Consider the following 12,649-nt stretch of genomic DNA (forward strand, 5'->3'; position numbering starts at 1 on the left):
AGCCGGCCGACTGATTATTCTATGCATGAGGGACTGAAAACTTTTCCGATGATGAAACGGAAATGATTTTTGGGCCCTTCTTTCGATGCATCGAATGAGGCGCCCGCACAGAATGAGTGGCGCCTATCCCAAAAACGGATAGGCTTTTTTCATGGCAAAAAATAGAGATAGATAGAGAGGATGACAACGTTGAAAGAATATGCGATGGATCGAATGGTAAAAGTATCAGCTGGAATGGCAAATGCCGTTCTTGTAACACTCGGTGTCGGACTCCTGATTGAGACGCTCGGAAATCTTCTACATATCCAAATGCTACTGACGATTGGTGGTGTCGCAAAAGTACTACTCGCCCCTGCGCTTGGTGCCGGTATTGCCTTTCAGCTCGGAGGAAACACACTTGTCCTGTTCAGCGCGATGATCGCAGCGACGATTGGTGGTGCCGCTCTTCAATCGACTGCTTCTGGACTCGTTCTTGTACCCGGTCAGCCAATCAGTGCGTTACTCGCAGCTGCTGTCGCTGTATACGTCGGAAAACGCATGACTGGAAAAACGAAATTTGACATGATGGTGATCCCGATGAGTGCTGTCCTTGCTGGTGGCGTGACTGGAATCGGTGCTGCTGCCGTCACGACACCACTCCTTACAAAATTCAGTGCCATGATCACGGCTTCAGTCGAGTCTTCTCCTATTGCTACATCTCTTGTCATTGCACTCATCTTTAGTGTCTTATTGATGTCTCCTGCTTCGTCCGCTGCACTCGCTATCGCTTTGCAACTTGATCCTGTAGCAAGTGCCGCTGCACTGATTGGCTGTTCCGCTCAATTCGTCGGCTTTACGTTGATGGCATACCGTCAGACGGATCCAGGTGGTTTGATTGCTTCATTCTTTGTAACACCTAAAGTACAATTCCCGAATATCGTTAAAAATCCACGTCTTGTCGTTGCACCGTTTCTCGCAGCGATGATTTCAGCTCCTGTCGCGACGCTTCTACTCTCTTTGAAAGTACCGTACGAACTCGCAGGACTTGGATTAAATTCGATGATTGCCCCACTCAATATCTTCGTCAACCAAGGTCCTCAGGCGTTCCTCGTTTTCTTCTTGACTGGTGTCGTTCTACCTGGTGTCTTGACGCTCGTCTTCTATCGATTGACGACTGTCGCAGGGTGGACGAAGCGTGGCGATCTTCATCTCGAAATTCAATAAAACAATTTACCTCCCTTCCAACTATTCCTGATTGATTTCGGGAATAGTTTTTTTAACGCAAAAAAAATCGCCCCTTCGAAAAGGAACGATTTCGGTATGATTCTGACTGGGCTCGAACCAGCGACCTCTACCCTGTCAAGGTAGCGCTCTCCCAGCTGAGCTACAGAATCATGCTGTGTTGTTACTGGGTATGTTTTTATTATAGCAGCATATCGAAAAGTGTAAAGCCTTTTTCATAAAAAAATTATCTTTTTTCAAAAAGATCTTTTTAAATAAAAACAGTTTTAAAGTTGCGGGTTCTATGAGTGTCCTCTACTATGTAAATAAGCACATATAAAAAGAAAGGAGCGTTCATATGAACTTTTTAACCCGATTTAGTTTGAAGAACTCGGTTGCTGTCTTCATCATTGCAATCCTATTGATTTTAGGAGGCGTGTATTCCTTCTCACAATTAAAAGTCGACCAGTTCCCGGAAATCGAGTTTCCTCAGATTTCAATCGAAGCGGTTTACCCTGGTGCATCACCTGACGATGTCGATAAACAAGTCGTCTCAAAGCTTGAAACTTCTCTAAAAGGAATTGAAGGGGCTACCAAGCTAACAAGTTCTTCTTATGAAAGTATCGGTATCTTAAACATCGAATTCCCGTTCGATACTGATATGGATAAGGTCGAACAACAAATCGATGCTGCCATCCAAGATGCGAATCTACCGGAGGAAGCAACGACGAAATTGAATCGTTTGTCATTTGGTTCATTCCCGATCTATAACATCTCTTTCTTTAGCAAGGATGGTAAAGACATCGAAAAAATCCTAAAGGAAGATATCGAACCTGAACTTAATAAGATTCCAGGAATCAACAGCGTTTCGGTTGGTGGCTATAAGGATGATCTCGTTCAAATCACCGTCGATAAGGAGAAAGCGACGGAAGCGGGTCTCTCGCTCTCGAGCATCAAGGAACAAATCAATGGAAAGTATGTCTCGTTCCCATCTGGTCAGCTATCAGAAAACGATTCGAAAATTCCGATTCGCGTTGAGGAAAAACTAGAAAATCTAGATAAACTCAAAAATCTACAATTGACACCTGCTGCAGGTGCGACTAGTTCATCAAGTAACGGTCAAACAGGTGGTTCATCTGCTGGCGGTCCACCACAAGGTGCAACGCAAGGTCCACCAAGTACAACAGGTGGAGCAACTGCAGATCAGGCGTCTGAACCTGCAGAACCGATTCGCCTAGAGGATATCGCAAAAATCGAAGCCGTCTCACAACAAAGTGAAAAAACGCGTTACGATTTAAAAGATTCCTTATCGATGGCAATCACGAAAAAACAAGATGCCAATACAGTCGAAATCGCAGATGAAGTCACGAAGATTCTCAATAAATATGACGACCAAGTCGACTATACGATTGGGATTGATTCAGCGAAGGATATCGAGGAGTCCGTTGCGACACTCGTCAAAGAAGGATTACTTGGTGCCCTCTTCGCATCACTCGCTGTTCTGTTATTCTTGCGGAATATCCGCGCGACGATCATCGCCATCGTCTCGATTCCATTATCATTACTCATCGCCGCTATCTTCTTGAACTGGCAAGATATCTCCCTGAACATCATGACACTTGGTGGGATGGCTGTTGCAGTCGGTCGTGTTGTCGATGATAGTATCGTTGTCATCGAGAACATCTTCCGGCGCGTCCGAAAATCCGAATCCGGTATGACGGATGAGATCATCGAACAATCGACAAAAGAGATTCTAAAAGCAATCACGTCATCTACGCTGACGACCGTCGTCGTCTTCCTACCGATTGGATTTGTCGGTGGTATTACTGGTAAGTTCTTCTTACCGTTCGCTTTGACGATTATTTTCTCATTACTTGCTTCACTACTCGTTGCGATCACGATCGTACCGATTCTCGCGAAGTTTGCATTCAAGAAGGTACCAGCGGAAGAAAAAGAAGGCGCTCTCCAACGTTGGTATGGCAAGCTGATTGAAAAATCACTCTCGCACAAGGCGATCATCTTGGTCGTATCGTTCATCCTTCTCGGTGGTTCCCTTGCGATCGTACCGCGTCTCGGCTTTACGTTCATTCCGAACGAAGCATCGAAGACCTTGACGGCATCGCTTGAACTTCCGGCTGCCACATCACTTGAAAAAACAAGTGACGTCTCGTTTGAGATGGAAAAAATGTTTGATAAAGAAAAAGCCATTGCTGACGTGACGACTTCTGTCGGAGCGCGTGACTTCACGACAGGCTTACGTCTCGATAATAAAGCAAGTTACTTCTTGAATCTAAAAGACGGTGTAAACGTCGAGAAAACGATCAAGTCACTTGAAACACAGATGGAAGACATCGCTCAAGATGAAAACGTCGATGTCAAAATCAGTGTGGCTGAACTATCAACAGGTGGTCCTCCGTCGAATAACAACGTCGATGTCGACTTGTTCTCGAACGACCTCGAAGCCCTTCAAGAGGCGGCAAAACTCGTCGAGGATAACATGTCGAAAAATAATGATTTGAAATATATCACGAACAACTTCAGCGAAAAACAAAAGCAGTATCTCGTAGAAATCGATCCTGAGAAAGCAAGTGATCGCGGACTATCTGGTTTCCAGATTCTCGGTACCGTTAACGATCAAACGAAGCCAGTTACGGTCGGAACGCTCAATCTCGACAATAAGGATCAAGACGTACAATTATCTTATGAAGAAGGACTCGTCTCGAAAGAAGATCTCGAAGACGTCCAACTCTTCTCAGCAAACGGTCCTGTCGCATTGAAAGATGTCGCGAACGTCAATGAAGTCGAGACTTTCACATCGATTCAGAAACTCGACGGAAAAGTATATGCTCGCGTATCTGGACAAGTCAAAGGAGACGACGTTCAAAACGTATCGAATGCCGTAAAAGCTGACGTCGAAAAAATCGATTTACCAGACGGTGTCTCATTGACAAGTGGTGGCGGAAATGACGATACGGTTGAAATCTTCCAATCACTTGGAATTGCGATCGTCGTTGCAATCGGACTTGTTTACCTGACAATGTTGATTACGTTCGGAAAAGCTCGGATTCCATTCATCATCTTGTCTTCTCTGATCTTTGTTCCGATCGGTTCACTCGTCACGCTCTTCCTTGCGAATGAACCATTGTCTGTCAGTGTCATGATCGGCTTCCTGATGTTGATCGGAATCGTCACCACGAACGCAATCGTTCTCGTAGACCGCATCGGTCAAAACGTCGGACGTGGTATGCCGATTCGCGAATCATTGATTGAAGCTGGTAAAACGCGATTACGCCCAATCCTGATGACCGCATTTGCAACAATCATGGCATTGGTACCACTCGCATTAACCACTTCTTCAGGAACATTGATCTCAAAAGGTCTTGCCTTGACGGTCATCGGTGGATTAACGACCTCTACGTTGTTGACACTTATCATCGTTCCTGTCGTCTATGAATTGTTCTTCTTCAAAAAAGCAAAAAAAGAACGTACGACTAAGTAAATGCACATGAAAGAAGCCTATCGCTTGGATCGCGATAGGCTTCTTTTCATTCTATCAGGCTTACGACTCTAACTGTTCATCCGTTCGTTCCAACGTACCATCATGTTGCGCCACTAATCCGTCGAGGACGGATGGTTCAAACTCTTCACCGATCGCGATGATTCCTGTTTGCCCAGGCGGAATGACGCCGAGTGTTCGTTTGAATGTTTCTTGGATTTCTTGATTTTCCTTCATGTCTTTCGATCCACCAATCAGCATACCCGTCATCGAACCAAGCAAGATGCCAAACGGTCCACCTAAGATACCAACGGCCATTCCGATCAATGAACCTTTGACGGCACGATTCGATCCACTTAGGTCTACAGCATCTTCAAACGAAAAAGCACCATTCTCATTTCGCTTGATGACGGCAATCTGTTCGAAATCGACTTGACCTCGCGCATGATATTTCTTCAATTCACTGAACACTTGATAGGATGTCGCTTCTTCTTTGAACGTAAACGTCATGATGTGATGTTTCGCATCTTTTTTTGCCATTCGTTCCACCTCTTTCACCTGAGACGAATAACCGACTAAGCCAACATCCTCTATTTACCATGTTTTTAAGGAGTCGAAACCTTTACTGGTTTCCATGGTGCGAGGTGGAAATACTCCTCCATTGTTAATCCACTGACTTTTAGACGAGCGGCAAGCGTTGCTCCGACATACCGATAGTGCCAGCTCTCATACGTATACCCCGTCCAAGATTCTTTACCAGATGGATAGCGGAGATGGAAACCGTAGCGGTGAGCATTCGCAAACAACCATTTTGCCTCTTTTGTTTTGGAAAAGCTAAACGTGGCGTATTTTGTTGAATCAGCGCCTCCGATATCAAACGCAAGACCTGTTTGGTGTTCACTTTTCCCAGGTTCTGCACTATACGTACTCGCCTTCTCATAACCATCCCGCGCAACATATTTATCAAACAACGTTTTTTGATAGGCATAGGAGCGATATGTACTAAACGCAACGAGCGTAATTCCCTCTTTTTTAGCCGCTACACGCATTTTCTCAAACGCTGCTCTTGCTTGTTGATTCTCACCAGGAGCGTACGTCGCGCGGAGCGCTAAGTTCTTATTCGCGATGAGGGTCTTACCGATCCGTTTCCCACCGATTTGTTCATCCGTCAGTAGATACTTCGTACTCGCATAACCAATCTTCGTACCATATTGTACTTTTGACCACGTACCGACTTTTGAAAGTTCCGTCACATAGATTCCCGTCGGAATAACCGCAAGACTCGGTTGATCAATCGATGCTCCTTTACGCAAATGAAGAGATGTCTTTGCTTGCCGATAAGTAGAAGTCGATGCTTCGACTGTTGGTATATACACTGATGTACAGGCCGCTGTTAATGTCAACGTCGTGATGAGTGTCGTGATGTATTTCATGAATCGTATATCTCCTTTAATGCATGTTCTAATCTGCATCCATATTTTAGATTAGAATACCATTCTTTTTTTCAAACAGGGTTCTTTCGGAATGCTTGTCATGAAAATGAAGTATTTCTGAAGTTTTCTAAATGTAGCTTAAGGACGAATTACAATGGGTAAATAACGATGTATGCGTTTTCGAAACATGATTCTGATGTAGAAAGGAGTAGCGTACGTGTCACTTTGGGAATGGATTTTCAGTATTGGTAGCATCTGCTGGATTGGTGAGATGATTCGTTTCCGGAATCGCTCCGAGTCTAAGTCAGGCGCAGCAGAACAAGTGAGTTTTTATTTGATTTTCCTTGTCCTAAGCGGAACGATCGTCTGCGCTTTCCTCTTTGCGAATGAAACCGTTTCTTCTGTCATGCGCATCTTTTCATGCATTTTGTTATGGTGTGGTGTTTCCTTGCGCTTATGGGGAATTCTCCACTTAAAGCAACAGTTCACTCGTCATGTCGTCGTGGCGTCTGGTGATCAGCTCGTCAGTAGCGGTCCTTATCGCTTTTTACGTCACCCGTTATACAGTGGATTGTTGTTGATTACGATGAGCTTCCCCCTGTTCACCGGTCAGTCCGGACTCTTCATTCTCTCTGGACTTCTAATGTTCATTTTCTTGCTCTACCGGATTCGAATCGAGGAAGCGATGTTAACGAAAGGTTTTGGACCTGCCTATACGGTATGGGCTGCGAAACGAAAACGATTGATTCCATTCATCTACTAAAGGAGAAGTGATTCATTTGAAGAAACGCGCAATTGTCATTGGAGCAGGTCTTGCTGGTATGTCTGCCGCCATTCGTTTGGCTGGAGATGGTTATGCAGTCACGATGCTTGAAAAGAATGCAAACGTCGGAGGGAAACTGAATCAACGGAGTGGAAAGGGATTTACTTTCGATACCGGTCCTTCCATCTTAACGATGCCTTGGGTACTCGAACAACTCTTCTCAAGCGTTCATCGTAACTTGGATGATTACTTAGAAATCGAGCGCATTGAACCGCAATGGCGTACATTCTTTGAGGATGGAACAAAAATCGATGTCAAAGGTGACTTACCTGGAATGCTTGAAGAAGTCGAACAAGTCTCGTCACGGGCTGATTTCGTTGAATTGTTCCGGTACTCCAAACAAATGTACGACTTGTGCCTCGACAGTTTTTATAAATACAGTCTCGAAGATTTAAAGGACTTAAAAAAATACCATACGATGTCTGATTTATTAAAGATGGACCCGATGAATACGGTCGCGACCGGAACAAAGAAACATCTCAATGATCCGTATCTCGAACAGCTATTCAACTATATGGTCATGTATGTTGGTTCCAATCCGTATCAGGCACCTGCTGTCTTCAATCAGATGATTTACGTTCAAATGGGACTCGGCATCTATTATGTCAAAGGTGGTATGTACCAAATCGCGCGTGCCATGAAACGGTTGCTTGATGAGCTCCGTGTCACGGTTCATCTCAACTCACCCGTTGAACAAATCGTCCTTGAAAATAAAAAAGCGGTTGGCGTCTTATCAAACGGAACGTTTCATGCAGCCGACATCGTCGTTTCAAACCTTGAGGTCATCCCGACTTACGAACGGATCGTACCGGAGAAAAAAGCCCGGAAACAGGCAAAAAAATTACAAGCGTCGTTTGCCCCTTCCGTTTCAGGTCTTGTCCTACTGCTCGGTGTAAATCGTGAGTATCGCGGGCTAGCGCATCATAATTTCTTTTTCTCGGAAAATCCAGAGCGTGAATTCGCCCAAATGTTCAAAGAAGGTACCCCTCCTGAGGATCCGACGATTTACGTCGGAGTCTCGTCAAAATCCGACGCCTCCCAAGCTCCTGAAGGGAAGGATAACTTATTCGTCTTGACACACGTTCCACCGCTAACACTTCAAAAAGGTGAGGTCGACTGGGATGCGTACCGTGAAGTCGTTCTCGATAAACTGGAGCGGATGGGACTTCATGGACTTCGAGAATCGATCGAGTTTGAATATCGCTTTACCCCAGAAGATTTGAAGGAATTATACGGTCCAAACGGTGGATCGATTTATGGTGTCGCAGCCGACCGGAAGAAAAATGGTGGATTCAAGATTCCATCGAAGAGTGACTTGTACGAAGGACTTTATTTCGTCGGTGGTTCGACACACCCAGGCGGCGGTGTACCGATGGTCACATTGTCCGGTCAACTGACGGCGGACTTGATCCGAAAACATGAAGGTGCTGTTCCTACACCTTAAGATTTCTCCAATTACAAAAGAGACGGAAACTGATTCACGCATCAGTTCCGTCTCTTTTTTACTTTGTATTCGTCAAAAGTGGTACGACGTGAATATCCGCCTTTTCTCCTGATTTCACATCCATTCGACATACGGCTGGCATCGGTAAGGACTTCCAAAATGCGTAATCGAATGTCGGATCAAATGTTTCTAAGAGTAGCACCATGATATTTCCATGTGTTCCAAGAACGACTGTTTCGTCAGGATGCTTCTCCATTAGTCCGTCGATGAATGGTCGAATGCGTTGCGACGCTTCTTTGTTCGTTTCGCCTCCATACGGATTTTCATTCGGATGTTGCCATACATATGTGACCGCTCCTTGAAAATCGTCAAGCTCTCCCGGTGCCAACAATCGCTCTCGTAGTTCCTCTACCTCAATGATTGGTTGTTGACGTGCCTCCGCGAGCGGTGCAATCGTCTCGATTGCCCGTTGATACGGGCTACTGTAGAATCTGTCGATTGGAATCCCTTTAAACGTTTCAAGTAAACGTATCGCATCTGCCTGTCCTGCATCGGAAAGTGACCGCTTCCGTTCATCTGGTGAATATGTCGAGTGTGCGTGCCGTACGAAATAGAGTGTCGTCATGTTTTGATTTTCCCCTTTATTGGTGTGTCCAGCGGTATCCGATTCCGCGAACTGTTTCGAGATGCTGTTCAATCGGAAAACCGCAAACACGTAGTTTTTCTCTTAAATGTCTGATATGCGAGTCGATCGTCCGCTCGTCTACAGACGCTTCCGCTCCCCATAACATCGTCGTTAGTTGATCGCGCGTCCAAACACGTCGTGGAGAATCTAAAAATACACCTAACAACTCAAATTCCGTTTTCGTTAACGAAATCTTTTGTTGGAGGTAACTACAACGATAGCTTTCCCGGTCATAGGATAGACCATCATACTGTTGCTGTAATAAAACTTCCATTCGCCCGATCAGTTCCCCTTCTTGAATCGGTTTTGATATGTAATCATTCGCTCCTACTTCTCGTGTCCGAATGATGTCTTCCCGTTGATTCCGAGCCGTAACCATCAAGATCGGGATGTTAGAGTGTTCTCGAATGAGACGACAACATGTCCAGCCATCCATATCCGGCATCATGACATCTAGTAAAATCAGGTCGAATACGTGCTGACGGCAGAGATCAAGAGCTTGTTGCGCAGAATCCACAAGCTGACACGTGTACCCATACGGCTGAATATACAGTTTGAGCAGTTCAAGCATTCTTGGTTCATCATCTACGATCAGTACATGCGGCATTTTATTTCTCCTTCCACTGCAGTGTCACTTGTGTTCCATGTCCAAGTTGACTCTTGATGTTCAATTCTGCACCATGTGTCTGAGCAATTGCTTCAACGATGGAGAGTCCGATTCCAGTTCCTCCATGTTTTCGAGAACGAGATGCTTCCGTTCGGTAGAGCCGTTTCGTTACATGAGGTAAAGATTCTGCAGCGATCCCTTCTCCTGTATCTTCGATTTGAATGAAAGCCCCTACTGCGTTGACACCATAACGAACGATAATTTTTCCCGACGTCGTATGTCGCCGTGCATTTTCAATGATATTCACGATCATCTGACGGAGCTGCTGAGCGTCACCCATCACTTCTAATCGCTCACCTTCTATCTCGAACGAAACATTTTCTTGTTCGATGTCCAGGCGCATCAATCGTATCACTTGATGAATCAAGTCTTCGACATCGACAGGTTTTCGCTCCATCATAAAAGCATTGGCGTCAATTCGTGCTAGCCAAAACAATTGCTCAATCCATTCATTCATTTGCTGACTTTCTTCTCGAATGATCGTAATGTAGCGTTGTTGTTCATCCGGCGTCAACGTTTGGCGTTCGAGAATATCCGCGTATCCCTTTATATATGTCAATGGTGTTCGTAGTTCATGAGATACGGTTGCTAAAAATTCGGATCGTTCCCGATTCAAAAAATCGAGATCTTGTTTTAATTGCTGAATCGAACGCGCCAATTGTCCCAGTTCATCTTTTCGATCAATCGGCAACTCTCCACCTTCCCCATCCAATAGACGCGCTGTCGCTTTTTCCATCTGAATCAACGGACGAGAAATGAGTCGGGTCGTCCAAATGCTTGCCGCACCTGCTAATAAAAGCGCTAGCAGACCCACTTGGAGAAACTGCTGTTTCAACGGATCAAGTACGTGATCTACGATTGCTTTAGAAGCGAACATGAAGACATGACCACGATGTTCCCCGTCAATGTTGATGGGACTGTCCGTCATTAAAAAGTCACGCATCGTCACGATTTTTCCTTGTTGACGGTAATCAAAATCCGTATGCTCTAACATGCTCTTCATCTCATTCGACAAAGGTCGTGACGCTTCGAGTTGTTTTCCATCTGCATCAGTGATCACCACAGTAAACGATGAATCTGCTTCCATCATGCTGACATGGCGCATCGTCGTTTGGTCATAGGAATCGACAAGGACATCACGGTGTGTATTTCCTCGGTTCAGTAAACCGTCTACTACTTCCTGCGTTCGTGTTTGAGACAACTGATAATACAATGTCCCAAACAACACACTGCCACAAATTAAAAATGCCGCAAGCACGATTCCTCCGACTGAGTATGAAATACGACGCATGACGATTCCTCCTTTTTCTCTCCACTTTTAGTATAGCTAAAAAAAACGCGATCGACGCAGGCAAACGAAACTGTCACCTCATCTGCACACGATTTGCATATACGCTGGGTATAGTAAAGAAGACTAGTGACTTCAGGAGGGTTTTATATGAAAAAATCATTGACATTAACCGCACTTGCTCTTAGTTCTACGCTTTGGCTCGGTGCATGTGGATCCGCCAATAACGATGGAAGTAATAGTGACTCACACGATATGTCTCATGGAGATATGATGCATTCGAGCGACGGAAAGCTACCATCCGGTTTAAAGGAAGCCAGTGATCCGACTTATCCGAAAGGAAGCAACGTCACGTTGACGACGGATCATATGGACGGTATGGACGGAGCTAAAGCAACGATTGCGGGAGCTTACGATACCGTCGTCTATGCGATCAGTTACAAACCGACTACTGGTGGAAAGATGGTGAAAAATCATAAATGGGTCATTCAGGAAGAACTCGATCCCGTTCCAACTAAACCACTGCAAGTTGGTGATGAAACGACTGTCAAAGCGGATCATATGAAAGGTATGGATGGAGCAAAAGCGACGATTGATGAAGTAAAGGAAACGACGGTCTACATGGTGAACTATGAACCGACGGACGGTGGAGAGATGGTGAAAAACCATAAATGGGTCACAGAGGATGAGATAAAGAAATAATAAAAAAAGCCCGCTTTTCCTATAAAGGAAAAGCGGGCTTTCGGTATGATTCTGACTGGGCTCGAACCAGCGACCTCTACCCTGTCAAGGTAGCGCTCTCCCAGCTGAGCTACAGAATCATGTTTGCAGTACGTTATGTACTTGCTAGGACATGTATTAATATATCAAGAAACTAAAAGGCTGACAAGTCTTTTTCCGAAAAAAAAATAAAAAAATTTAAAATGGGGGAATCAACCCCGCTTCCCCCATTTTGAATGACTTACAGGAAGGTTGATACTCGATCAATCGGTAAACGTAGTGCCGGACGTTTTTTCGCATCTTCAACCGCTTTTCCGACAGCAATTAGCATGACCGGTACATACCGTGACTCGGTGATGAACGTTTCCGCAAAACGTTGATGATCAAATCCACCCATTGCGAGTGTTGATAATCCACGCGCTTCTGCCGCAAGCATCAATTGCATCGCAGCAAGGCTCGCATTCGACATAGCCGCGTCGCGTCCATACGCCTCACTTTGATAAGCGCCTTCTACCTGTGCCTTGATCGAATCAAACAGATCCTCTGTCATGCCACCTGCTTCCACTGCTGGCCCGTACACCGGATTGTAGTTTCGATTAGCTTGAACATCACCTAAGATCGCAATGACTGCTGAAGCCGAAGTGATAGCCGGCTGATTGTATGCGATCGGTGCAAGCTGCTGCTTCACTTCTTCCGAATGAAAGACCGTGAAATGCCAGTGTTGCAAATTCCAAGCACTCGGCGCGGCTGTCGTCCATTCTAATAGTTCTTCTACTTCCTGTTTTGAAAGCTTGAACGTTTCGTCGTAATGACGAACGGAACGTCTTTCTGTTAAGACACGCATTGTATCAAGTGTTGCCTGTGTCATGTGTAAATCCCCCTTATCATTATCA

11 protein-coding genes and 2 tRNA genes are annotated in these 12,649 nt (G+C 45.1%); 5 read left to right on the forward strand and 8 right to left on the reverse strand.

Going from position 1 to position 12,649, the window contains the following annotated elements:
- The first annotated feature begins 180 nt into the window (after positions 1-180).
- A complete protein-coding gene (locus KNQ06_RS15175) occupies positions 181-1,203 on the forward strand; it encodes a PTS sugar transporter subunit IIC (RefSeq protein WP_029340800.1) in 1,023 nt (340 codons plus the stop codon).
- Positions 1,204-1,300: 97 nt separating this feature from the next.
- On the opposite strand, the gene KNQ06_RS15180 is transcribed toward KNQ06_RS15175, so the two are convergent.
- A tRNA-Val gene (locus KNQ06_RS15180) sits at positions 1,301-1,373 on the reverse strand.
- A 185-nt stretch (positions 1,374-1,558) separates the two neighbouring features.
- Here KNQ06_RS15180 and KNQ06_RS15185 point away from each other — a divergent pair.
- A complete protein-coding gene (locus tag KNQ06_RS15185) occupies positions 1,559-4,699 on the forward strand; it encodes an efflux RND transporter permease subunit (RefSeq protein ID WP_215148708.1) in 3,141 nt (1,046 codons plus the stop codon).
- Between the two features lie 60 nt (positions 4,700-4,759).
- Here the strand turns inward: KNQ06_RS15185 and KNQ06_RS15190 are convergent, their stop codons facing one another.
- Positions 4,760-5,236, reverse strand: a complete 477-nt coding sequence (locus KNQ06_RS15190; RefSeq protein ID WP_023467153.1) for a hypothetical protein — start codon at positions 5,234-5,236, stop codon at positions 4,760-4,762.
- A gap of 65 nt (positions 5,237-5,301) precedes the next feature.
- Complete coding sequence (locus tag KNQ06_RS15195; protein WP_149426824.1) at positions 5,302-6,129, reverse strand: M15 family metallopeptidase; 828 nt, start codon at positions 6,127-6,129, stop codon at positions 5,302-5,304.
- A gap of 217 nt (positions 6,130-6,346) precedes the next feature.
- Here KNQ06_RS15195 and KNQ06_RS15200 point away from each other — a divergent pair, with 217 nt between their 5' ends.
- Together KNQ06_RS15200 and KNQ06_RS15205 are read left to right on the forward strand one after the other, a co-directional pair.
- Positions 6,347-6,892 carry a methyltransferase family protein gene (locus tag KNQ06_RS15200; protein WP_244290090.1) on the forward strand — a complete coding sequence of 182 codons (546 nt, stop codon included), beginning with the start codon at positions 6,347-6,349 and terminating at the stop codon, positions 6,890-6,892.
- A 16-nt stretch (positions 6,893-6,908) separates the two neighbouring features.
- A complete protein-coding gene (locus tag KNQ06_RS15205) occupies positions 6,909-8,396 on the forward strand; it encodes a phytoene desaturase family protein (protein WP_069940308.1) in 1,488 nt (495 codons plus the stop codon).
- Positions 8,397-8,454: 58 nt separating this feature from the next.
- Here KNQ06_RS15205 and KNQ06_RS15210 read toward each other — a convergent pair whose 3' ends face one another.
- The 3 genes from KNQ06_RS15210 to KNQ06_RS15220 are packed head-to-tail and all read right to left on the reverse strand — an operon-like array spanning position 8,455 to position 11,039.
- Positions 8,455-9,021 carry a histidine phosphatase family protein gene (locus KNQ06_RS15210; protein ID WP_214725338.1) on the reverse strand — a complete coding sequence of 189 codons (567 nt, stop codon included), beginning with the start codon at positions 9,019-9,021 and terminating at the stop codon, positions 8,455-8,457.
- A 16-nt stretch (positions 9,022-9,037) separates the two neighbouring features.
- Positions 9,038-9,688, reverse strand: coding sequence for a response regulator transcription factor (locus tag KNQ06_RS15215; RefSeq protein ID WP_023467148.1), 651 nt, complete (start codon positions 9,686-9,688; stop codon positions 9,038-9,040).
- A 1-nt stretch (position 9,689) separates the two neighbouring features.
- Complete coding sequence (locus KNQ06_RS15220) at positions 9,690-11,039, reverse strand: HAMP domain-containing sensor histidine kinase (RefSeq protein ID WP_215148710.1); 1,350 nt, start codon at positions 11,037-11,039, stop codon at positions 9,690-9,692.
- Positions 11,040-11,186: 147 nt separating this feature from the next.
- On the opposite strand from KNQ06_RS15220, the gene KNQ06_RS15225 reads away from it, so the two are divergent.
- Positions 11,187-11,738: a YdhK family protein gene (locus KNQ06_RS15225; protein WP_133208512.1), complete on the forward strand. Its 552-nt coding sequence runs from the start codon at positions 11,187-11,189 to the stop codon at positions 11,736-11,738.
- Between the two features lie 46 nt (positions 11,739-11,784).
- On the opposite strand, the gene KNQ06_RS15230 is transcribed toward KNQ06_RS15225, so the two are convergent.
- Both KNQ06_RS15230 and KNQ06_RS15235 read right to left on the reverse strand, forming a co-directional pair.
- Positions 11,785-11,857, reverse strand: a tRNA-Val gene (locus KNQ06_RS15230).
- A gap of 140 nt (positions 11,858-11,997) precedes the next feature.
- Positions 11,998-12,624 (reverse strand): nitroreductase family protein, encoded by a 627-nt coding sequence (locus tag KNQ06_RS15235; RefSeq protein WP_215148712.1) that lies wholly within the window; start codon positions 12,622-12,624, stop codon positions 11,998-12,000.
- Positions 12,625-12,649 lie beyond the last annotated feature (25 nt).

This window comes from Exiguobacterium sp. s91, assembly GCF_018618915.1.
Classification (GTDB): Bacteria; Bacillota; Bacilli; order Exiguobacteriales; family Exiguobacteriaceae; genus Exiguobacterium_A; species Exiguobacterium_A abrahamii.

What these genes read in the sequence shown, in the direction of transcription:
- KNQ06_RS15175 (WP_029340800.1), top strand. Translation starts at nt 181, where the DNA reads ATGACAACGTTGAAAGAATATGCGATGGATCGAATGGTAAAAGTATCA.
- KNQ06_RS15185 (WP_215148708.1), top strand. Translation starts at nt 1,559, where the DNA reads ATGAACTTTTTAACCCGATTTAGTTTGAAGAACTCGGTTGCTGTCTTC.
- KNQ06_RS15190 (WP_023467153.1), bottom strand. Translation starts at nt 5,236, where the DNA reads ATGGCAAAAAAAGATGCGAAACATCACATCATGACGTTTACGTTCAAA.
- KNQ06_RS15195 (WP_149426824.1), bottom strand. Translation starts at nt 6,129, where the DNA reads ATGAAATACATCACGACACTCATCACGACGTTGACATTAACAGCGGCC.
- KNQ06_RS15210 (WP_214725338.1), bottom strand. Translation starts at nt 9,021, where the DNA reads ATGACGACACTCTATTTCGTACGGCACGCACACTCGACATATTCACCA.
- KNQ06_RS15215 (WP_023467148.1), bottom strand. Translation starts at nt 9,688, where the DNA reads ATGCCGCATGTACTGATCGTAGATGATGAACCAAGAATGCTTGAACTG.
- KNQ06_RS15220 (WP_215148710.1), bottom strand. Translation starts at nt 11,039, where the DNA reads ATGCGTCGTATTTCATACTCAGTCGGAGGAATCGTGCTTGCGGCATTT.
- KNQ06_RS15225 (WP_133208512.1), top strand. Translation starts at nt 11,187, where the DNA reads ATGAAAAAATCATTGACATTAACCGCACTTGCTCTTAGTTCTACGCTT.
- KNQ06_RS15235 (WP_215148712.1), bottom strand. Translation starts at nt 12,624, where the DNA reads ATGACACAGGCAACACTTGATACAATGCGTGTCTTAACAGAAAGACGT.